The organism is Diaphorobacter aerolatus (genome assembly GCF_014489535.1).
GTDB classification, from domain to species: Bacteria; Pseudomonadota; Gammaproteobacteria; order Burkholderiales; family Burkholderiaceae_C; genus Diaphorobacter_A; species Diaphorobacter_A aerolatus.
In genome coordinates this window covers 707,843-729,100 of sequence record NZ_CP060783.1, presented here as the reverse complement: position 1 = coordinate 729,100, position 21,258 = coordinate 707,843, and the positions used below count along the sequence as shown (strand labels likewise).

Annotated in this window: 17 protein-coding genes and 1 pseudogene; 16 read left to right on the top strand and 2 right to left on the bottom strand. The window is 65.8% G+C overall.

Features of this window, described 5'->3' with window-relative positions; translation table 11 throughout:
* Positions 1-247 precede the first annotated feature (247 nt).
* From H9K75_RS03370 to H9K75_RS03350, 7 genes are read left to right on the top strand one after another with little or no spacing between them, the layout of a single operon-like run.
* Complete coding sequence (locus tag H9K75_RS03370; protein ID WP_187724765.1) at positions 248-2,392, top strand: CHAT domain-containing protein; 2,145 nt, start codon at positions 248-250, stop codon at positions 2,390-2,392.
* Positions 2,393-2,394: 2 nt separating this feature from the next.
* Positions 2,395-3,306, top strand: a complete 912-nt coding sequence (locus H9K75_RS23435) for a POTRA domain-containing protein (RefSeq protein WP_226858501.1) — start codon at positions 2,395-2,397, stop codon at positions 3,304-3,306.
* Positions 3,198-3,920 carry a ShlB/FhaC/HecB family hemolysin secretion/activation protein gene (locus H9K75_RS23430; RefSeq protein WP_264293964.1) on the top strand — a complete coding sequence of 241 codons (723 nt, stop codon included), beginning with the start codon at positions 3,198-3,200 and terminating at the stop codon, positions 3,918-3,920. The genes H9K75_RS23435 and H9K75_RS23430 overlap by 109 nt, the downstream gene beginning before the upstream one ends.
* Complete coding sequence (locus H9K75_RS23425) at positions 3,917-4,114, top strand: hypothetical protein (protein ID WP_226858500.1); 198 nt, start codon at positions 3,917-3,919, stop codon at positions 4,112-4,114. The genes H9K75_RS23430 and H9K75_RS23425 overlap by 4 nt, the downstream gene beginning before the upstream one ends.
* 48 nt (positions 4,115-4,162) lie before the next feature.
* The gene (locus H9K75_RS03360; RefSeq protein ID WP_187724764.1) at positions 4,163-6,004 is read left to right on the top strand and encodes a two-partner secretion domain-containing protein; all 1,842 of its coding nucleotides are present in this window, start codon (positions 4,163-4,165) and stop codon (positions 6,002-6,004) included.
* The gene (locus H9K75_RS03355; protein ID WP_187724763.1) at positions 6,001-6,456 is read left to right on the top strand and encodes a hypothetical protein; all 456 of its coding nucleotides are present in this window, start codon (positions 6,001-6,003) and stop codon (positions 6,454-6,456) included. Before H9K75_RS03360 ends, H9K75_RS03355 begins: the two co-directional genes overlap by 4 nt.
* Complete coding sequence (locus H9K75_RS03350; RefSeq protein WP_187724762.1) at positions 6,405-7,865, top strand: MBG-2 domain-containing protein; 1,461 nt, start codon at positions 6,405-6,407, stop codon at positions 7,863-7,865. Before H9K75_RS03355 ends, H9K75_RS03350 begins: the two co-directional genes overlap by 52 nt.
* Here the strand turns inward: H9K75_RS03350 and H9K75_RS23420 are convergent.
* Together H9K75_RS23420 and H9K75_RS03345 are read right to left on the bottom strand one after the other, a co-directional pair.
* Positions 7,846-7,995 (bottom strand): hypothetical protein, encoded by a 150-nt coding sequence (locus H9K75_RS23420; RefSeq protein WP_226858499.1) that lies wholly within the window; start codon positions 7,993-7,995, stop codon positions 7,846-7,848. The two genes, H9K75_RS03350 and H9K75_RS23420, sit on opposite strands and share 20 nt — an antisense overlap.
* Positions 7,992-9,785: a hybrid sensor histidine kinase/response regulator gene (locus tag H9K75_RS03345; RefSeq protein ID WP_226858498.1), complete on the bottom strand. Its 1,794-nt coding sequence runs from the start codon at positions 9,783-9,785 to the stop codon at positions 7,992-7,994. Before H9K75_RS03345 ends, H9K75_RS23420 begins: the two co-directional genes overlap by 4 nt.
* A gap of 404 nt (positions 9,786-10,189) precedes the next feature.
* On the opposite strand from H9K75_RS03345, the pseudogene tssK reads away from it, so the two are divergent.
* From tssK to H9K75_RS03310, 9 genes and pseudogenes are all read left to right on the top strand, one after another.
* Positions 10,190-11,520: pseudogene (tssK, locus tag H9K75_RS03340) on the top strand (type VI secretion system baseplate subunit TssK).
* Positions 11,521-11,644: 124 nt separating this feature from the next.
* Positions 11,645-12,859, top strand: coding sequence for a DotU family type VI secretion system protein (locus H9K75_RS03335; protein ID WP_226858497.1), 1,215 nt, complete (start codon positions 11,645-11,647; stop codon positions 12,857-12,859).
* A complete protein-coding gene (gene tssM / locus H9K75_RS03330) occupies positions 12,856-16,353 on the top strand; it encodes a type VI secretion system membrane subunit TssM (RefSeq protein WP_264293963.1) in 3,498 nt (1,165 codons plus the stop codon). Before H9K75_RS03335 ends, tssM begins: the two co-directional genes overlap by 4 nt.
* Positions 16,317-16,463 (top strand): hypothetical protein, encoded by a 147-nt coding sequence (locus tag H9K75_RS24590; RefSeq protein ID WP_264293962.1) that lies wholly within the window; start codon positions 16,317-16,319, stop codon positions 16,461-16,463. Before tssM ends, H9K75_RS24590 begins: the two co-directional genes overlap by 37 nt.
* A gap of 49 nt (positions 16,464-16,512) precedes the next feature.
* Positions 16,513-16,779 (top strand): type VI secretion system-associated protein TagF, encoded by a 267-nt coding sequence (gene tagF / locus H9K75_RS25390; protein WP_404826404.1) that lies wholly within the window; start codon positions 16,513-16,515, stop codon positions 16,777-16,779.
* The gene (locus H9K75_RS24585) at positions 16,722-17,138 is read left to right on the top strand and encodes a TagF domain-containing protein (RefSeq protein WP_187724761.1); all 417 of its coding nucleotides are present in this window, start codon (positions 16,722-16,724) and stop codon (positions 17,136-17,138) included. The genes tagF and H9K75_RS24585 overlap by 58 nt, the downstream gene beginning before the upstream one ends.
* On the top strand, positions 17,135-19,000 hold the full coding sequence (locus H9K75_RS03320; RefSeq protein WP_187724760.1) for a serine/threonine-protein kinase: 1,866 nt from the start codon (positions 17,135-17,137) through the stop codon (positions 18,998-19,000). The genes H9K75_RS24585 and H9K75_RS03320 overlap by 4 nt, the downstream gene beginning before the upstream one ends.
* Positions 19,001-19,003: 3 nt before the next feature.
* Positions 19,004-20,647 (top strand): murein transglycosylase A, encoded by a 1,644-nt coding sequence (mltA, locus tag H9K75_RS03315; protein WP_404826402.1) that lies wholly within the window; start codon positions 19,004-19,006, stop codon positions 20,645-20,647.
* 108 nt (positions 20,648-20,755) lie between these two features.
* Positions 20,756-21,250 (top strand): type VI secretion system tube protein Hcp, encoded by a 495-nt coding sequence (locus tag H9K75_RS03310; RefSeq protein WP_187724759.1) that lies wholly within the window; start codon positions 20,756-20,758, stop codon positions 21,248-21,250.
* Positions 21,251-21,258: the final 8 nt, after the last annotated feature.

The window sequence follows — 21,258 nt, the reverse complement described above, 5'->3', positions numbered from 1 at the left end:
GCTCACCCGTCGCGAGCGTAGCTCAAAAGAAGACATATGACCAAAGCACTATTGATTCCTGGGCACCCATTCTGGCCAGCTACCTGCCTGGCTTCGAGCCTGCGCCTCGCGATCCTCTTGCGTTGGCTGAACAGTCCCTAGACTTTTCGCGCTAGACCTTAGTGCAAATAGGCTGTGACGCGCTTGCTCCATAGACTTTGTTCACTTGCCTGACGTGGTGTCGGTGGGTTCAGCTATTGGACAAAAAATGACCTACAGCTTTTCCAGTCGTTTGCGGCGCACCGCGTTGCAACTGGCGATGTTGTCGCTGGCCGCCTCGGGTGGTGCATTGCCGGCAGCATGGGCTCAGGCAGATACCGAAGCCGTCGCCCGCCAACGTGAGCAGGCACGGCTGGCGGACATGGATACCTTGCTCGCCCTGAGCAACGACGGCGCCGTGCTGTACGCGCAGGACAAGCTCAAGCTCAGCGGTTTTCAGTATTGCAGTCAGGCCGTCGCGCTGGCCGAGGCAGGCGAATTTCGCCAGAGTGTGCGCGCCGCGAGCAAGGCCCTGCACCTGGCCCAGGCCACCAGGGACCCGGCGCTCAACGCAGTGGCCAAGCGCGATCTGGCAATCGTCTACAGCTACTCCGGGCAACTGGAGAAGGCCGAGCAGTTTGCGCGCGAGGCGCTTGCCCTGCAGGCGCAGGTGCGGGAGCCGCAGCAGATTGTCGGACCCGCGAACAAGGTGCTCGGCGATGTGGCGGTACGCCGCCGCGACTATGCCGGAGCGCTCGTGAACTACCGCGACGCGCTCGCGGGCAGTTCGGATCGCTATGCGCCCCTGGTGCGGGTGTCGATGGCGAATGCGCTGATCGAATCCGGCAAGGAGTCCGATCTCGTTGCCGCGCGCGAACTGCTGGCGCAGATACCGGTGCAACGCGAAGCGGCGTTGCAGGCCCAGCTCGAGCGCAGTCGGGCCAATCTGCTGCTGGCGGAGAAGAAGCACGAACAGGCGCGCGATGCATTCGCCGCGCTCGCCGCAAAACGCTCGGGCAGCGATTCTGCCTATTACCGGTTGTGGGCTTGGGATGGCGTGGCGCGCAGCGAGCAGGCGCTGGGCAATGGCGCGGCGGCCGCGCAGGCCATGGATCAGGCAATCCAGAGCATGGATCAGGTGCGCTCGCGCTTTCGCAGCGATGAAATCAAGATGGGGCTGTTCTCGGACATGCAGACCATCTTCGAGCGCGCCATCGACGCGGCCGTCACCGACGGCAATGCCGCGCGCGCATTCGAGATCAGCGAGCGCAGCCGTTCGCGTGCGCTGCTCGATGCGATGCGCGGACATGCCAGTGCCGGTGATTCACTCGGCAGCGTGATGGCCTTGTCGGCCATGCAGGGCGCGCTCAAGAGCGATGAGCGCATCGTCGTGTTCCATTCCTTGCCGACGCGGATCGCGGTGTGGGTGATCGGTCCGCAGGACATTCGCATGCTGCCGGTGGCGGTCACGCGTGACGAACTGGTGGATCTGGTCGACACCTACCGCAACTCGGTGGTGCGTGGCAATCGCTCGGCCATTGGCAACGGAGACAAGCTGGGCGCTGCGCTGATTGCGCCCCTCGGCCTGCAGGGCGGACAGCGCCTGACGGTGGTGCCGCATGGGGCCTTGCACTACCTGCCATTCCAGGCGCTGCGCACGGATGGACGTTTCCTGATCGAGACGCATCCCATGTCCGTGGCACCTTCGGCCAGCATTGCCATGCAACTGGCTCAGCGCTCGCAGACGGTGCCATCGGACCTGACGGCATTCGGCAATCCGCGCATCGAGGACAAGTACGACCTGCCGGGCTCCGAGGCCGAGGTCAAGAAGCTCGCGGGCATGTTCTCGCGCAAGGAGCTGTTCCTGGGCGAGCGGGCGACCAAGACCCAGTTCCGCCAGGTCAGTTCACGCTCGGCGATCATGCATGTGGCCGCGCACGCCGAGGCGGATCAGGTCGATCCGCTGTACTCACGCATTCTGCTGGCGAACGAGGGCGGTGAGCAGCGCTTTCTGGAGGCCCATGAAGTGCTGGACATGCGGCTTGAGGGCACGGCTCTGGTCACGCTGTCCGCCTGCGAATCGGGGCTGGGGCGCATCGCTCAGGGTGACGAGGTTCTGGGCTTCACCCGCTCGTTTCTTTCGGCGGGCAGTTCGAGCCTGATCGTCTCGCTCTGGCCGGTCTCGGATGATGCCACCGAGGTGCTCATGACCACGCTCTACGGTGAACTCATACGCGGCAATGACGTGCAGAAGTCCGTGCAGGCCGCGCAGATTGCCGTGCTGAAACAGCCCAAACTCGCGCATCCTTTTTTCTGGGCACCGTTCAATCTGATCGGTGACTGGCGACTCAAGCTCAAGGCAGGTGGAGCATGAACATGCCGACAACAAAGACCAGCGGCCTGATACACCGTGAGCGCGGCTTCGTCGGGCTGGCCACGCTGCTGCTGGTGGCGCTGGCGCATGGCAAGGTGCTCGCGCAGTCACCGTCGCAGCAATTGCCCCTGCTGCCCGCGCAGATGGGCTGCGACGGGTGCTCCGCCAGGGACGCGGCTCCTGCGGCACCGGGTGTCGGCGACGCGGCCTTTTCGTCCACGGCGGCTGCGCCTTCCTTCCGGTTGAGCGAGGTGCGCTTCTACGGCGCGCAGGCCATCGACGACGCAGAACTCAAGGCGCTCGCGCAACCCTATGTGGGGCGCGACGTCACGCTGGCCGATCTTGAAGCCATTGCCGCCAGCGTCACCGCGCTCTACCGCGAACGTGGATATCTTCTCGCGCAGGCCATCGTGCCGGTTCAGACGGTGCGCGAGGGCGTCGTGGACATCAGCGTGATCGAGGGCCGCATCGGCAAGGTCGAGGTCAATCTCGACGAGCAGGCACCGATTGGCGAAGAACGCGTTACGGCGTTTCTCTCGGGCATGCAGCCGGGCGAGGTGGTGCATGGTCCGCGTTACGAGCGCGCGATGCTGCTCTTGTCCGACCAGCCGGGCATCCGCGTGGCATCGACGTTGCAGGAAGGAACGCAGGTCGGCACGACCGATCTGATGGTGGATGTGAACGCCGCCAGGCGCTGGATCTTCGTGGCCGAAGCGGACAATCACGGGACCAAGGAATCGGGCCGTTTCCGGGTGGGGGCACCGTGCGCTGGGCGAGTCCGCTGGGCATTGGCGACAACCTGGATTTGCGTGCCATGGTCTCCAACGGCAATGGCATGCAGTTCGGGCGGCTGGCGTATGAGGCGCCACTCGGCTCGAACGGGCTGCGCGCGGGCATCGGCCTGGCGCGTGTGAACTATGAATTGGGCGGGGAGTTTGAAGCGCTCGGAGCGCAAGGCACGGCCGACGTGTTCGACGTGTCGCTGAACTATCCGGTGATCCGGCAGAGGCATCAGAACCTATATCTGCGCCTGTCCGCCGACAGCAAGCAGCTCAAGGATGAATACCGTGCCGTCGATTTTCAGGCGCGCAAGCGCGTGACGGGCCTGGGCTTGGGCTGGGCCTGGGAGCGGCGCGACGACTGGCTGGGCGGCGGCTACTGGGCGAGCGCGGGGACGCTCTACCACGGCGATCTGTCCCTCCGCGATGCAGAGTTGCGTGCCGCCGATCGCGCATTTGGTGGGCGTGCCACGGATGGCAGCTTCTCCAAACTGACGTTCCAGTTCTCCCGGCTGCAGGCGTTGATGCAGGCGCATTCCCTCTATGTATCGCTCGGCGGGCAGGTGGCCAGCAAGAACCTCGATTCGTCTGAAAAGCTGGCTCTCGGCGGCGCACGCGCGGTGCGCGCCTATGCCTCGGGCGAGGTGCTGGTCGATCAGGGTTGGATCAGCATGATCGAGTGGCGCTGGTCGGCCACGCCGGAGCTGACGCCGTTCGTCTTCTATGACGCTGCCCGGGCCGGCTCGTGAAGAACCGCGCTCCATTGGACGACGCCAATCTCTCGCGTAGCCTGCGCGGTGCGGGGTTGGGACTGAGCTGGGCGCGTGCCGGAGATTTCTCGATCAACGCGACGCTCGCCTGGCGGGCCGGAACACAGGTTCCCGTGACCGATGGCGGCAAGCGTGGCGTGCGCCTGTACGTGCAGGCCCAGAAGACTTTCTGAACGGGCAGATCCACCATGCAAGTCAATGGATTCCGGAGAAACAGCACCATGAAAAAAGCCCACGCCTCCCTTACATGCAGGGCGCCCCGAACGGCGCTTGGCCCGCTCAGGCCGCTGGTCGTTGCGCTGATGTCCGCAGGTGCGGCTGCGGCCCTTGCGCAGACCTTGCCCGTGGGCGAAAACGTGATCGCAGGCAACGCTAGCGTCTCGCGGCCAAGCGCAAACGTCCTCAACGTGAACCAGACCAGCGACCGCTCGGTGATTCACTGGTCCACGTTTTCGGTGGTCGAAGGTGCTACGGTGAACTTTCAGCAGCCCGGGACTGGCAGCATCACGCTTAATCGGGTGGTAGGCACAAGCAGCTTCGGCGGAGCTTCGGTGGTCAATGGCAACATCAATGCACCGGGGCGGGTGTTCATCATCAATCCTCTGGGCGTGCTCTTTGGCCGCACTGCTCAGGTGAACGTTGGCGGCCTCGTCGCTTCGTCGCTCGATCTGGCCCAGACGACCGGCACTGATCGCAACGCCGCGTTCATGGCCGGAGGTGAGAACTTTGTATTTGAAAGAACTGCTCCATCTGTAGACGCTAGTGCGTCCATCGGGAGGGGGAGGGAGTTCGTCGTCAACACCGGCAATCTGACGGCAACCGGTTCCGGAGGGCGAGGCGGACTGATCGCGCTGATCGCGCCGTATGTGGTGAACACCGGAACGATCAAGGCCGATGGTGGCACCGTGGCCCTGGGTGCTGGCGGGCGCGTGACGCTCGACGTGGGCGGCGACGGCCTGACCAAGCTGACGGTGGGGCAGGATTCGAGCCTGATTAGCACCGGGGTCGAGAACCGCCAGGGAAAGATATCGGCCAACGGCGGTCGCATCGTCCTGGACTCGACACAGGGGCAGGGAGAAGCCGGTGGAGTGATCGTCCACGACGGATCGGAACTGACGGCCAACACCATGTACAACCGCAATGGCGAGATTGTTCTCGCGAGCGAAGGCAGAGTGCATGTGTCGCGTAGCACGTTGCAGGCACGCGGAGATGCGCCGGGCACCACCGGCGGCAGCATCCAGTTGCGGGGTGCCGACGTGCGGGTGTCGTCAGGTTCGTTGGAAGGGCTTGTGGATTCGAGTTGGGAAATCCCGTTCGTGGATTCAACACCCATCAAGCCGCTGATGGACGTCAGCGGGCAGTCGGGAGGCGGTTCGATCTCGATGACGTCGCAACCGCGGACAGGTGTGAGAAGCATCGATTTGTTGGTGCTGGACGAGACCACCACGCTCCGCGCAGACGCGCTTGGCACGGGCAATGGTGGCAAGGTGACGCTAGCGGCGCCGAGCGCATTGGTTGCTTATGGCCGAGTTTCCGCGCGGGGCGGAGCGAATGGCGGTGATGGTGGTCTGGTGGAGACCTCTGCGGTGGCGCAGGGCACGGGTTTCCAGGTCTCGGGCAATCTGTACCTGGAGGGCATTGATGTCGATGCCGGTACGACATCCGGACGCGCCGGTACCTGGCTGATCAACGGCAATGGGCTGAGCGTCGTGCATGGCAGCACCCAGGGTACAGCAGCATCAACGCTCGTTGCCGGAGGGCAGATTCAGGATGGTGACATCAACTTCGCCCTGAATCACGGCACGAATGTCGGCATTTCCACTGCGTCCCACGGTAGGGATCGCGGCAACCTGACGCTTGCTGGCGACGCCGTGATTGATCGCACCCAGACCAGCAACCCCGTCGCATTGACGTTCAGCGCCGATGGCGACATCGCATCGCAAGGTCCAACCGTCATTCGTTCCGCCTCCGGTCCGCTGCAGGTGGCGATGAATGCGGGAGTCCACGGTGGCGAGCACAGCATCGATTTCTCCGGATCGGTGCTCACGCGGGCGGGGCGGTGAGCATGCAGACCGGCGTTGCGGATACGCCAGGCGGCGACATCAGCCTTGCTAACGCAAGCATTGACACGCGCGGTGTGCAGCCGGCCGAGGGAGGAGCGGTGAGCCTGCGTTCGGGCCGTGTGAGCCTGCGCGGCACCAGCATCCGCAGCGGTGCCGGAGATGTGAGCGTGATCGGCAGCAATGCCAATGACAACGGTGTCGCACTGCTCGACGAGCCGAGCGATAGCCTTGTCAACAGGATCGAGACGACCACGGGCGACGTGGTGATTCGCGGGCGCGCATCGGGGATCGATACGGAGGGCTATTCCAGCGGGGTGCAGTTGGGGTCGCGGTCAAGCATCGCGAGCAGTGGCGGGGGAACCATCGAAGTCACGGGCAGCCATGCGGGCAGGGGCCAGGAGTGCGGATTCTGGCGGGGCAGGGCGATGCGATCCGCAGCACGGGCGACGTGATTCTGCGCGCCAGCAACAATGGCAGTACAGATGCTCTTGTGATCGATAGAACGGTGTCTGCGGGTCGCATGCTCAATCTGCGGCCCGGGGAGATTCGTGCGGATGGCACGGCGAGCGACCTCGTCAACACACCGATCACGCTGGGTGGAGGCTCGGTGGGCGGCTTTTCGATTTCGAGCGATGAGTTTGCACGGCTTTCCGCGCCGGACGTGGTGCTGGGCAGCAATCGTCATGCGGGAACCATCACGGTGGCGGGCGCGGTGTCCAGCAACAACGGGCTGAGCCTGCAGAGCGAGGGCGCGGGCGGCTTGATCGTGCTCAATGCGCCGGTGACGGCCGAGCGTGTGGGCCTTGTCGCAAGCGGCGACATCACCCAGGTCGCCGCCGCGCCGGTGCGGGCGCGTACCCTGCTGGCGCGATCTGCCAATGGCAACGTGCTGCTTGACCGTGCCGGCAACAACGTGAGCGACAACACGCTCGGCGGCAGCGCGCGCGGCAGCTTCCGGTATCAGGACGTGGATGCGCTGCGGCTTGGCGTGGTCTCGGTGACGGGCGCGGATGCCGACGTCAACGCCGCGCAGACCGTGACCTCGGGCCGCATCGAGGGCGATACGGTGTTCGTGCGCACGCTGTCGCAAGACCTCACGCTGGCCACCGATGTGTCGAGCCGCGCGGGTGCCGATCTGGTGGCCGCCGCACGGTTTCAGAATCCGGGGAGCCATTCCCTGGGCGGCGCGCCGTGGCGCGTGTGGGCGGCAACCTGGGAGGGCGAGACACGCGGCGCAATGGCTGGCTCGGGCAGCACGCCGAATCTCTACGGCTGCGCTTATGGCGGGACGTGCAACGTGACGGTGACGCCGGGCGACAACCATTTCATCTACGCGCAGCAACCGACGGCGACGGTGGCAATCAGCGACAGCCGTCGTCGGCAGGGTGAAAACAACCCGCCGCTCGGCTATACGGTGAGCGGGCTGGTCAACGGCGACACGAATGCCGCGGTTTCGGGCTCGGTGAGCACGTCGGCCACTGCGTCCAGCCCTGCGGGAAACTATGCGATCAACGGCACCTTCGCGTCTGCGTCTGGCTACCGCGTGAACGTGGTGCCGGGCACGCTCACGGTGACCAGCATCCCGTTCGCGCCGCAACCCGAGTTCGTGCGGGACGAGCCCAATACCTACACCTTCGACCACAATCTGGGCAATCCGCCGATCTGCTTTGCGACCGGGCCATTGGGGGCGCACGGTCGCAGCAGGGGCCGGACCTGCTGGCCAGCGAATGGTCGCGCGTGCGCTCACGCCCCAGCATCACGAGCTGCATGGACACCGAGCGCAAGAACGGTTGCGGAGACTTCTGAACCGAATCCGGCTTTGCAGGCATTCACGCCAGTAGTCAAAGGGGTTGCCAGATGATCCCGCGCACATGATTGAGTTGCGCGAGTATGGCGTGATGCAGTTTCGCGGGCGTCACCGGTTTGTGAAGCACCGGAATGCCCTGCATGTAGGCGCTGCTGAGTTGGTGCTGATTGGTCTCGCCGGTCACGAGCAGCCTGGCCGTGAGCGGCGTGATGCCGTTGGGATGCTGTTCCAGCTCCGCCAGCAGGGCGAGACCGTCTTCGGGCCCTGCAGCAGCAGATCGCTGATCACCACGTCAGGCGGTGACGTCCAGTGGGAGGCGAGTTCCATGACCTCCTCGCGCGTGGACGCCGTCCGTACCCGGGCACCCCAGCGCGAGAGCACCAGTTGCATGCCTTCGAGAATCGTGCGTTCGTCGTCGATGATGAGCACGCAAAGCCCGTCGAGCCGTACCTCGTTGCGCGGCAGTTGTGGCCGGTTGGCGACTTCGCGCGCCGATACGGCACGCACCGTGACGCGCACCATCGTGCCCTTGCCGGGGATGGAGCGCAGCTCCAGATGCATGTTCAGCAGATCGGCTAAGCGCCGTACCGTTGACAGGCCCAGACCCATTCCCTGCGCTCCCGAAACGGCCTTGGCGCGTTGCGGATCCACCTGATAGAACTCCTCGAAGACGCGCGTCTGGTGCTCCGGTGCGATGCCTTCACCGCTGTCCCATACCTCCACACGCAGCGTGCGTCCGCGCCCGCGCACACCGACCAGCACGCCGCCGCTCTTGGTGTGGCGGATCGCGTTGGAGATCAGATTGGAGAGGATGCGCGAGAGCATCACGTAGTCGCTGCGCGCCCAGGCGTCGGTCTTGCGCACGACGAGGCGCAGTTCCTGCTTTTCCGCGACGGGCCGGAAATTGCGGCTCACGTCATCGAACAGCTGATCGAGTGGAAAGTCGGACCATTGCGGGCGCAGCACACCGGCATCGAGCTGCGAGAGATTCAGAAGCTCGGAGAACAATCGGTCCAGCGACTCGACACAGGCCCGTATGTGGCCGATGCGGGTGATGCGCACCGGATCGGTTTCGCCTTCCTCCAGCGAGTCCGAGAACAGGGTCAGCGCATGCAGCGGCTGGCGCAGGTCGTGGCTTGCGGCGGCGAGCAGCCGGGTCTTGGACTGGCTCGCGATCTCCAGTTGCCGGTTCTTGCGCGCGAGTTCGGCAGTTGCCGCCTCGACGCGCGACTTGAGTTCGCGCTGGCTCTCGCCCAAGGCGCTCGCCGCATTGTTCAAACCGGCCTGCAGATGGCGCATTTCCGCCGACCCGCTCAACGGCATCTGCACCTCTTCGCCCGCGCCGAGCCTGTCCATGGCCAGGGCCAGATCGCGCACCGGAGCGTTGATGCGCTGCGCGGCCCAGAGGCCGAACAGCACCACGCTGAGTCCGATCGCTGCCAGGATCGCGGGCAAAACCACCCACATGGTGTGCTGGGCCGTGGCGAGCGAATCGAGGCTCATCTCGATCATGAGTTCGCCATGCTCGATGCCGGCCGCATCGCTCACGGGCACGATCACCTGCAATCCGGGTCGCGTCGACGTGTCGTCGGAGGTGGATTGGGCGGCAAGCTCCCCGCCCGTGGAGCGGATCTGGACCTTGTGCACGTGGGGATGCTGCATGCCCGTCTGCACGACGCGCTGCAGAGCCTGGCGATCCGCCTGAACCAGTGCCGCATCGGCGGTCGTGGCCAGTTGCTGGGCCATGCTCTGCGCGTTCGAGCGTGTCAGGTTGCGCACGCTGTCGAGATGGTGCTGCGAAAGAATGATGGCCGCGACCAGGGTGGCCAGCAACGCGGGCAGAACCGCGAGCAGCACCAGTTGCTGCGTCAACGTCAGGCAGGAGTCCCGCACCGTGCACTCCCGCCTGGCGTGCGACGTGCCGGATTCGGGCGGCGACTCAGGAGCCGCATCGGTGACGGGTGTGGTGCTCAAGCCGTTGTCCTCGTGCTGTCCGGGCGGCAGACTGTTCAGGATCAGAATAGAACATATTCCCCGAATTGAATATCAGGCGTCGCCTCCTTCATGTTAGCCGCCCCATAAGTCTTGTCTCTAGAGCGGACAGCCGGGCAGGGCGCCGCGCCTATGCGTTTCGGGATATTGCCAATAGGGGCGCGCGCAGTTTCTCAGCCATGCGCCTCGCCGCCCAGCGCCATGCGAGCGCGCAATCTGCGGGTTCTAGTCCCTTTGCGCTACGCGGCGAGAGCCGGTTTAGGCCTTCCGGCGGATTTGCTCGCGGGCTCTGCCACCTGAAACTCCCATGCACGGACAGCGGTGTTCATCGACGAATGCCCACCGCCTGCGTGGCAACCGAGTTTTCGATTCTGGAGCACCTGCTGATGAACTGGCGATCCAAAGTTGTGTGGAGCGAAGGCATGCTCCTTGCGCCGCAGCATCTGCAGCAGGCGGAGCGGCATGCCGATCATTCGCGGCATCTGCTGGTTCGCGAAACCGTGGCCTACGCATGGGGCTGGTGACGCTGGAGCTGGACACGGCGGCGCTCGCGCTCGGCAAGATTTCCCTGGTGCGCGCCGTGGGTGTGTTTGGCGACGGCACGCCGTTCGACATGCCGGCGGTCGATCCGCTTCCGGAGCCGATGGACGTTCCCGCCGATCTGCGCGACGAGCGGATCGTCCTCGCCTTGCCCCTGCGCCGCTCGGGTGCGCGCGAGGCCGATACCGAGGGCTTCGAGGAACTCGTGCGCCATCGCGTGCAGGAGACGGACATTCCCGATTCCAATACCTCGGGAGACCGTAGCGTGACCGTGCAGGTGGGTGCCTTGCATACGAGGTTGATGCGCGCCCGCGATGCCTCGGACGCCTGGACCGGACTGAGCGTGGCGCGCGTGCAGGAGCGGCGCGTGGACAACCAGGTGGTGCTGCGCCAGGCCTATCTGCCGCCCCTGCTCGACGTGGGCGCGCACGCGGTGATTCGCGGCTGGGTCGACGAGCTGCAAGGCCTGTTGCTGCATCGCGCCGAAGCCCTGGCGGGCAGGCTCTCGCAAGGAGGGTCGGGCGGCGTGGCGGAAATCGCGGATTTTCTGCTGTTGCAGACGGTGAACCGCAACCTGCCGCTGTTCGCGCATTTCGCGCGTACCCAGCCGCTGCATCCGCTGCATTTCTATGAACTGGCCCTGCAACTTGCGGGCGAACTCGGCACCTTCAGCGAGTCGCGCAGCGCCACTCGTTTCGGCCCCTACGTGCATGACGATCTGGCAGCCACCTTCGCGCCGGTGATGGAGGATCTGCGCCGCAGCCTGTCGATGGTGCTCGAACAATCCGCGATCCGCATCGAGCTGCATGACCGCAAGCACGGCGTGCGCGTGGCGCTGATTCCAGACGTGCAACTACAGCGCAACGCGACCTTCGTGCTCGCGGTGCAGTCGCAGATGGCCAGCGAGGCGCTGCGCGCGCGTTTTCCCACGCAGGTCAAGATCGGGCCGGTCGAGCGGATCCGCGACCTCGTCAATCTACAGCTTCCGGGCGTGACGCTGACACCGCTGCCGGTCGCGCCGCGCCAGATTCCGTTTCACTCGGGCGCGAACTATTTTGAACTCGACACGCGTGGCAGCGAACTGTGGCGGCAGCTCGAGCAATCCGGGGGAATGGCGATGCACATCGCTGGCGATTTTCCCGGGCTTGATCTGGCGTTCTGGGCGATTCGATCATGACCCAGCCCGATCCCTTTGCGGCCTTCGAGTCCGAGCGCACGATCATCAAACCCAAGCCGCGCTCGGCTCAGGCTGCCGGCATGCAGGGGCTTCGCCCGCAGGTGCGGCGACCCATGCGCCGCCGATGGCCGACGCCGTGCCCATGGACGCAGGCGAGCTGGGTTTGCTCAATCCGCTGGTCTCGGCAGCCGGTCGTTTGCTGGTGCTGCTCGGAAAGATGCGCACGCTGGTGCAGCAGCCCGACGTGGGCGCGCTGCGCGCCTCGACGGTGGCTGCCTTGCAGCGATTCGACGGCGATGCCCGCGCCTCGGGGGCGAGCAATGAAACCGTGCTCGCCGCACGCTATGTGCTGTGCACCGCCATCGACGAGGCCGTCGCCAACACGCCCTGGGGTACGCAAAGCGGGTGGAACAAGCAGAGTCTGCTGGTCCAGTTTCACAACGAAACCTGGGGCGGCGAGCGCGTCTTTCAGCTTCTGTCGCGACTCGCGCAGGATCCGGCGAAACATCTGGATCTGCTGGAACTGATCTACAGCGTTCTGGCGCTTGGTTTCGAGGGGCGCTATCGCGTGGTCGACAACGGCCGGTCGCAACTCGATGGCGTGCGAGCGCGCCTTGCCGAAATCATCCGCAAGAACCGGCCAGCGCACGATCCGCAGTTGTCACTGCACTGGCAGGGAGCGGGTGCGAGCGTGCGGCGTGCGAGCGACTCCGTGCCGCTCTGGGTGATTGGCTCGGGCCTGCTGCTGCTGCTCACGCTCGTCTGGCTTGGGCTGCGCATCTGGCTCAATCACCAGTCCGATGAAGTCTGGTCGCAGCTTTCCACGCTTCGCGTGCCCAGCGTGGCGGTCGCCGCGCCGGTCGCGCCCGCCAGGTCGCCGCGTCTGGCGCGATTTCTCGAGCCCGAGATCAGGCAGGGGCTGGTGACGGTGACCGACGAGGCCAACCGCAGCGTCGTGCGGCTGCGTGGCGATGCGTTCTTCGGTTCGGGCAATGCCGAACCGCTTGCGCCCGCGACGCCAGTTCTCACGCGAATTGCGCAGGCACTCGCCGAGGTGCCCGGAGAGGTGCTGATCAACGGACATTCGGACAGCCAGCCGATTCGTTCGCTGCGCTATCCCTCCAACTGGCACTTGTCGGCGGCTCGCGCGCAGGCCGTGAAGGAGGCGCTGAGCCCGCGCGTGGACGCGGCGCGCATGACCACCGAGGGCAAGGCCGATGCCGAGCCCGTTGCGCCAAACGACACTCCGGCCAATCGCGCCCGCAATCGCCGCGTGGAGATCGTGCTGCTGACACCGGTCACGCAGCAGGGCAGCGGCGCAGCAGGAGCGGCGCGATGATCAGGAAGGCCTTTCGCTTTCTCTTCAGCCCATGGCTGCTGACGCTGGTGGCGTTGCTCGTGCTGGCCGTGCTCGTGTGGTGGGTGGGGCCGCTGATTCGGGTCGGTGAACTCGCGCCGCTACAGAGCGCGATGGCACGCGGCATCGTGATCGGTGTCGTCGTCGCCTTGGTGCTGCTGCGCTGGTTGCTCAGGAAGTGGCAGGCCAAACGCGCCAGTCGCCAACTGGTCGATGGCCTGACCAAGCCCGCCGACACCCAGGCCGCGCCCGCCGAAGGCGCGGAGCAGAAGCTGCTGTCCGAACGCTTTTCCAACGCCATTGCGATGCTGCGCAAGATGCGTCTGAGCGCCGCCGGGCGCAAGCCGGGGTGGCGCGACTGGCTGTCCCTCTCGGGAGGCAACTATCTCTACGACCTGCCGTGGTACGTCTTCATAGGCGCGCCGGGCTCGGGCAAGACCACGGCGCTCGTGAACTCGGGCCTGCATTTTCCGCTCGCCGAAAAATTCGGCCCCGGCGCGATTCGCGGTGTCGGAGGAACGCGCAACTGCGATTGGTGGTTCACCGATGAGGCGGTGTTGATCGACACCGCAGGTCGCTACACCACGCAGGACAGCCATGGCGCAGAAGACCGCAGCGCGTGGGACGGCTTTCTCATGCTGCTCAAGAAATCGAGGCCACGCAGGCCGCTCAACGGCGTGTTCCTCACCGTGAGCGTGGGCGACTTGCTGTCCCAGAACCTCGAGCAGCGCAGCGCGCTTGCGGCGTCCATCCGCGCCCGGTTGCAGGAGCTTGACGAGCGGCTTGCCACGCGCCTGCCGGTCTATGTGCTGGTGTCCAAGAGCGATCTGCTGTATGGATTCAGCGAATACTTCGCCGATCTTGGCAAGGAGCAACGCGCGCAGGTGCTTGGCTTCACGCTGCCGTTACAGGAGAGCGCCCCGTTGTCCGAGCATGGGCTCAACGCGCCATTCGAGCGCGAGTTCGCGCTGCTGCACGAACGCCTCAACCAGGGCGTGATCGAGCGCATGCAGCAGGAGAGCGACGGCCTGCGCCGCGCCGCGGTGTTCGGCTTTCCGGCGCAGTTTGCGTCGATAGGCCCGCTGCTTCAGGACTTTCTGGATCAGGTCTTCACCGGTTCGCGCTTTGCGCAACCGCCGTGGGTGCGCGGCGTGTATTTCACCAGCGGCACGCAGGAGGGCAGCCCCATCGACCGCGTGATGGGTGTGCTGTCGCGCAGCTTTGGTCTCGAGCGGGCGATGCTGGCACCGCAGAAATCGAGCGGGCGCAGCTATTTTCTCAACAGCCTGCTCAAGGATGTCGTGTTTCCCGAGCAGCGCCTTGCCGGTGCCGATGCCAAGGTCGAGCGGCGCGCGCATGTGTTGCGGCTCGCGGGCACCACCGCGATGCTGTTGCTGTCGGCTGGCTTGCTTGCAGCCTGGGGATTCAGCGCGTGGAAGAACGTGCAATACCTGCAGTCGGTGCAGGCGAAGGTGGAGCCGGTGCGCCAGAGCCTGGCCGCGTTGCCGGTGCAGGGGACGAATCTCGTGCAGTTGTCTCCGCTGCTCAAGGCGGTGCGCGACATCTGGAAGACGCCGGTCAATCGCGATGGCGACGAGCCGCTGTCGATGACCATCGGGCTCTATCAGGGCGACAAGCTCGAGGCCGCAGCGCAGCAGGCGCATCAACGGGCGCTGCGCGAGGCTTTTCTTCCGCAGCTCTCGCGGCGCATCGAAGACCAGCTTCGCACCGCGCAGCGCGACAACCTCGAATACACCTACGAGGCGCTCAAAAGCTACCTGATGCTGCATCAGCCCGAGCACTTCGATGCCGATGCGCTCAAGGCCTGGATCACGCTCGATTGGGAGCGCACGCTGGATCGCGGCATCACCGAAGACCAGCGCGGCGCGTTGCAGGAGCAACTGGACACGCTGATCGGCCAGGGGCCGCCGCGCGTGCCGCAGAAGCTCGATGAAAATCTGGTGCGCAGCGTGCGCGCGCTGCTCGCAAGCTATCCTGCCGAACAGCGGGTCTTCAGCCGCCTGAAGCGCCAGCGGATCGGGCGCGACGTTCCGGCGTTCACCGTCGCCAGTGCCGCAGGGCCGTCGGCTCCGCTGGTGTTCGAGCGCGCGAGCGGCAAGCCGCTGACCGAAGGTGTCCCCGGCCTGTTCACCTACGACGGCTACCACAAGCGCTTTCAGAGTGAGGTGGGCATCGTGAGCGCGATGCTCGCGGCCGAAGATCCCTGGGTGCTGGGGCAGGAAAAAACGGCGCTCGACCGTGCACGCGACGTGGCCGCATTGGGCGCGCTCACCGATCGCGTGCGGCGTCTTTATCTCGATGAGTACGGCAAGGTCTGGCAGGCCTTTCTGGGCGACGTGCGCCTGATTCGCGCCAACAGCATCGAAAAGAACATCGAGATGGCGAGAACGCTGTCGGGCGCAGACTCGCCGCTCGCCAACTTCCTGCGCGCCGCGGTGCGCGAAACCACGCTCACGCCGCGCCAGTCCGCCAACGAGAAGTCGGCCGGAGAGCGCGCCGCGCAGACGGTCAAGGACGCGCGGCGCGGGCTCGAGGAATTGCTGGGCTCTGCCGACGGTGCCAGGCAGGCGCCCGCGGGCAAGAGCATCGAAAGCATCGTGGACGACCGCTTCGAGCCCTTGCGGCGACTCGTCACGCCTGCAACCCAGGGCGGAGCCGCGCCCATCGACGATGCGCTCAAACTGTTCAACGAGGTTTATGTCTACCTCACGGCGGTGGACACCGCAACGCGCAGCCGCAGCGCGCCGCCGCCGGGCGACGTGGCCGGTAAGCTCAAGTCGGATGCGGGTCGTCTGCCCGAGCCGGTGCGCTCGATGATCGAGGGCCTGAGCAGCACCGGCGCCGCGCAGGCGCGCGTGGCCGAGCGTGGCAATCTGAGCCAGGATCTCAGACCGATCACCGAGTTCTGCCAGCGCGCGATTGCCGGGCGGTATCCGTTCGTCGAAGGCAGCACGCGCGATGTGTTGCCCGAGGACTTCGGGCAGATGTTCGGCGCGGGCGGGCTCATGGACGACTTCTTCCAGAAGCGGCTGGTGCAATTGGTGGACACCAGCACCCGGCCCTGGCGTTACCGCCCGGTGGCGGAGCAGGGCGCGATATCGCCTGCGGCCATCCGGCAATTCGAGCGCGCGGATCGTATCCGGCAAATCTTCTTTCGCGGCGGTGGCAAGGGGCCGTCGATCCGGCTCGATTTCAAGCCCGTGGAACTGGACGCCGCAATCACCCAGTTCACGCTCGACGTGGACGGCCAGCTCGTGAAATACGCGCACGGACCGGTCGTGCCGATGAGCGTGCAGTGGCCCGGTCCGAAGAACAGCAATCAGGTGCGCGTCGCGGTGCAGCCGACGGCGCCCGGTGGCACGTCGGGCATGACCACCGAGGGCCGTGGGCGCTGTTCAGGATGCTCGACAAGGGGCAGATGGCGGTCAGCGACGCCCCGGAAAAATTCATCGTGACCTTTCAGGTCGATGCGCGGCGTGCGCAATTCGAGGTCACCACCAACAGCGTGCAGCACCCGCTGCGCCTGCGAGAGCTGCAAGAGTTTGCGTGTCCGGAGGGCCTGTGATCCCCGAAGCCACTGCGCTGCTCACGAGTCCCGATGCGCTGCCGGGCTGGTGGGGCAAGCTGCCCGGCATGGGGATTTCGCGGGCCGCAGATTCGACGGAACCCGGTTCGTCGAGGAATGGGACCGCTGGTTGCAGTCCTGCTTCGGCTCGTTGCGCGAGCACGAATCCAACTGGGTCGAACACTATCTGGCGAGCCCGGTCTGGCTGTTCGCGCTCGGGGTGACATCGCCGAGTACTCCAACTGGATTGGCATCATCATGCCTTCGGTCGATTCCGTGGGGCGCTATTTCCCGCTCACGCTGGCCAGCGAGCTGAGCCGCGCGCCGCGGGGTATCGAGCTGGGCAACGAATGCGCCCAATGGTGGCATCGCGCAACGCATGCGGCGCTGAGCGCACTCGAAGAGGACATGAACGCGTCTGCATTCGAGCTTGCGCTGAATACGCGCTTTTCGATGCCCATCGAGAAAGAGACAAGGCCCGACGAGGCCATTGCAGACGTGTTGTCCCGGGACTGGGTCTGGCCGCTGCAAGGCGAATGCCTGTGGCTCGCCGATCCATGGGGCGCAACCGCGAGGCCGCACATGCGCTGCTTTGGCCTGCCGCGCGGGGAGCGGTTTTCCCATTTGTTCGGATCGAAAACCCACCTTGAGCATTCGGCGGAGGGCGGCGCATGAGCGATAGCCCCGACTCCGCAATGCCCGGCGATGAGGACGATGGCGCGACGCGCGTGATCAGCCAGGGGCAGGCCGTGGCCGCGCTTTCGCCCGGTGCGCAGAAGGCCGCAGCCGCATCGCACCAGAACGGCGTGCTCGCCATGGGCACACGCCTTGGGGAGTTCGAGATCCGGGCGCTGATCGGGCAGGGCGGCTTTGGTGCGGTCTACGAAGCCTGGGACCATGTCCTGGAGCGGCCGGTCGCGATCAAGGAATATCTGCCGTCGTCGCTGTCGGCGCGGCAGTCGGACGGGTCGGTCGCACCGCTGTCGGAACGCCATCGCGAGACCTTCGATCTCGGCATGCGCAGCTTCATCAACGAGGCGCGCCTGCTGGCCCAGTTCGATCATCCCTCGCTGCTCAAGGTCTACCGCTTCTGGGAGGACCGGGGCACCACCTATCTCGTGATGCCGCTGTACCGCGGACGCACGCTGCGGCAGGTGCTCTCGCAGATGGCAGGCAACGTGCGCGAGGACTGGTTGCTGCAAATGGCCGACGCCGTCACGAGGGCGCTGTCGGTGATGCATGGGGCGAATTGCTTTCACCGCGACATCGCGCCCGACAACATCCTGCTGCTCGATGAAGACGGTCGTCCGGTGGTGCTGGATTTCGGCGCGGCGCGGCGCGTCATCACCGACAAGACACAGGCCATCACGGTGATTCTCAAGCCCGGCTATGCACCGGTCGAGCAATACGCCGAAATGCCCGACATGAAGCAGGGCGCGTGGACCGACGTCTACGCGCTTGCGGCGGTACTGCACGTGGCGGTATGCGGAAGGCCGCCGCCGCCGTCCGTGGCGCGCGTGATGTCGGATGGATACCTGCCGCTTGCCCACAATGGGCAGTTGCGCGAGAGATTCAGCCTGCAATTGCTTGAGGCCATCGACAACGGCCTGGCCGTGAGACCCGAGCACCGGCCCCATTCCATGGGCGAGTTCAGGGCGCTGCTGGGCCTGGAGGGCAGTGCGGGCAGCACGCAGCCGCTGATCAGCGAAGCGGCATCGTTCGCGCAGCCCCGCTCCTTGCGCCAGCCGGTGCCTGACGCCGAGCCGCCGAGTGCGCCACCGGCGCCACTGCCCACGGAGTTCCGCAATGCCCCCCGGCACCTGCCCGAGAGCCTCTGGATCGTCGGCGGGCTGGGCATCTTGCTGCTCGCTGCGGGCGCCGCGTGGCTGGTGCTCAAGCCCGATCCACAGATGGCGGATGCGGATCCCGGTCCGGTGTCCGTGGCATCGGGCACGGACTCGCCTTTGCCTTCACCTGCGTCCGCGCCGGTTTCACCGCCTGCGCCGCCAGTTGAAGCGAGAACGCCGCTTCAGTCCTTGCAGGCACTCGGCGATCAGGCATCTGCCGCGTTTGGCGTGCAGGCAACGGCACTCAAGCCGCTCGTGCGGATCGGCAAGGACGCGTTGGAGTTTGAATTGAAAAGCCAGCGCGATGGCTTTGTCTATGTTTACCTGCTTTCGAGTGGTGGCGAGTTGATGCTGCTGTTTCCCAACCAGCTTGATCGACACAACCGCGTGCGGCCATCGGAAACCCTCAAGCTGCCGCGCCCCGCATGGCCGATGACGGCGGGCGGGCCGCGCGGCGTCAATCAGTTCGCGGTGATCGTGAGCGCTGTCGAGCGTGATTTCAGCGAGACCGGCGCGCAGAGCGACGGCGTGTTCTCGCAGATTCCGCTCAACGTGCTGGCGGCGCTCGAAACGGCCAATTCCTCGAACACCGGCGCGGCGTCGCCGCTGCTGGGCAAGGCGGTCTGTCCTTCGGGCGGCCAGTGTGGCAATGAATACGGCGTGGCGTTCTTCAGCGTCACAGAGGAGTGAATCATGTCCGATCAACAGCAATCGGTGGCAGCGCGCGCAAGCAAAAGGGCGCATGCGCGAATGGCCGCCATGGGGTCCATCGCCGCGTTGCTCGCGGCCTGCGCGCAGCCGCCGGAGTCCGCAACCGCAAGTGGTGATGCGGGTACCAGCGCCAGCAATCCCCGGGCGGCATCGCCCGCACCGGTTCCCGCCGCGAGCAGGGAGCCCGTGGTGATCGGCACGCCAGCCGCGCCCGCGCCCGCCGAAGCCGCGCCGCGCGGCGGTAGTTTGGCCGGGCAGACACGTACCTTCTCGACACGCATGGCCGTCTACACCTCGGTGCCGTTTGCATCGCTGCCGGGCTGGGAACGCGATGATCTTGCCGAGAGCTGGCCCGCCTTCCTGACCAGTTGCCGGGTGTTGACCAGCCGTGGCGCGCAATGGAAGCATGTCTGCGCGCAGGCCCGCTCGGTCGATGCGCAAAGTGCGCCGGCCATTCGCGGATTTTTCGAGCGCGAGTTTGCGGCCTACCAGATTCGCGACGATGACCGCAGGGCCGATGGCGTGGTCACCGGCTACTTCGAGCCCGAGATCGAAGGCAGCCGCAACTACGCGCCGCCATTCATCTATCCGGTCTACGCCCAGCCGCAGGACATGCTGTACCTGGATACGCGTTCCCTGCCTGCGGGGGACGCCGTCGTCAACGCGGTCGTCAAGGGCCGCAACGTGGCGGTTCAGCCCGGGGGTGGCGCGGGTGCCTACACGCTCGATCTTTCGCAGATCGTGCGGGACACGGCGGATCGCAAGGCGCGACTGCGCATCGAAGGCAGGCAGCTCAAGCCCTACTACACGCGCGCCGAGATCGAGACCCTTGGCGCTCCCAACGCCAAGGTGCTGGCCTTCGTGAACAACGCCATGCAGTTGTACGAGATGCAGATCCAGGGTTCGGGCCGCATCCGGCTGAAGGACGGTGACGTCATCCGCGTGGGCTATGCCGAGCAGAACGGCCAGCCGTTTCGCCCCACGATCGCCAAGGGCCCGGGCGGCAAGCCGCGAACCGCAGTGCGCACGCGCGGCAGCGCCATCGAACTGGAACTCGACGACGACGATGATTCCGGCCTTGGCGACGAGAGCGTGATTCGCACGCGCGGCTTCACGCTGGCCCGTCCACTCACCAGCGGCGCCGTGGTGGTGCCGGGACGCAGCGTGAATGCGTCGATCAAGGGTTCGGGTATTCAGGATCCGAGCTATGTGTTCTTTCGCGAGATTTCCGAGCCCGCCGCCAACGGCCCGTTGGGCGCGCTGGGCGTGCCGCTCAAGGCGGGGCGCTCGATTGCCGTCGATCCGCGTGCCACGCCGCTCGGTTATCCGGTGTTCGTGTCCACGCGGGTTCCGGGTTCCAGCGCGCCGATGCAGCGCCTGACGATTGCACAGGACACCGGCGGCGCGATCCGCGGTGCCGTGCGCGCCGACTATTTCTTTGGCAATGGCGATACCGCAGCGAAGCAGGCGCGTCGCATGAAGGAGCGCGGCCAGCTATGGATTCTGCTGCCGCGAGGGCAGGTCGTGGCGTCGGCCAGCAGCCATCCGCTGCCGGGCCTGCGCACGCGCGGCGTGGGCAATCTGCCCAACTGCCTGGTTGCGGATGACGAGAACTGTGCGGACTAGGACCGCTGTTTGTCTTGTGAGGAATTGAGGCTTTGAGGAGTTCACCATGTCTTACTGGAATATCGACACCCTGATGCGCGTGGCCGAGCTGGGGCGGGCAGCACCAGCTTGCCCGATCTGGTCATGCTGCTTGAGAACGCAGGCTCCCCCGTCGAGGGGGAATCGCCGCGCAAGCACCCGGACGGCAAGCCGCGCCTGGACATCCAGGGCTGGTCCTGGGGCCAAATGGTGAACTCGGTGGGTGGTTCGGCCGACGGATCGCGCAATTTCGCACCGCTGACCGTAGTGCGCATGGCCGATGCCGCAAGCGCCACGCTCTCGAGTCTCGCCTACAACCGCAGCCTCAAGCTCACGGCATGCATCAGTGTGTTCCGCGCGGGCGGTGATCCCAGCGCTCCCGATACCGGCCCGATGTTCGAGTTCCGGATCGAGGAGGGCCAGCTCATCGGCCAGTATTTCGTCACCGGCCAGAGCAGCGGCATGCTCACCGAAGTGCTGGTGTTCAGCTACCGCAAGATGGTCGTGAACTCGGCGGCGCAACAAAAGACCGGCATGCGCGGCGCGGTGCGCGAGTGCCTCATGGCCGCAACCGGCGTGAGCTGACGCGCGCA

Excerpts from the sequence above, each read along its gene's own strand:
- H9K75_RS24585 (WP_187724761.1), top strand. The coding sequence starts at position 16,722 with ATGCCTTCGGTCGATTCCGTGGGGCGCTATTTCCCGCTCACGCTGGCC.
- H9K75_RS03335 (WP_226858497.1), top strand. The coding sequence starts at position 11,645 with ATGGCCGACGCCGTGCCCATGGACGCAGGCGAGCTGGGTTTGCTCAAT.
- H9K75_RS03320 (WP_187724760.1), top strand. The coding sequence starts at position 17,135 with ATGAGCGATAGCCCCGACTCCGCAATGCCCGGCGATGAGGACGATGGC.
- mltA (WP_404826402.1), top strand. The coding sequence starts at position 19,004 with ATGTCCGATCAACAGCAATCGGTGGCAGCGCGCGCAAGCAAAAGGGCG.
- tssM (WP_264293963.1), top strand. The coding sequence starts at position 12,856 with ATGATCAGGAAGGCCTTTCGCTTTCTCTTCAGCCCATGGCTGCTGACG.
- H9K75_RS24590 (WP_264293962.1), top strand. The coding sequence starts at position 16,317 with ATGGCGGTCAGCGACGCCCCGGAAAAATTCATCGTGACCTTTCAGGTC.
- H9K75_RS03370 (WP_187724765.1), top strand. The coding sequence starts at position 248 with ATGACCTACAGCTTTTCCAGTCGTTTGCGGCGCACCGCGTTGCAACTG.
- H9K75_RS23435 (WP_226858501.1), top strand. The coding sequence starts at position 2,395 with ATGCCGACAACAAAGACCAGCGGCCTGATACACCGTGAGCGCGGCTTC.
- H9K75_RS03360 (WP_187724764.1), top strand. The coding sequence starts at position 4,163 with ATGAAAAAAGCCCACGCCTCCCTTACATGCAGGGCGCCCCGAACGGCG.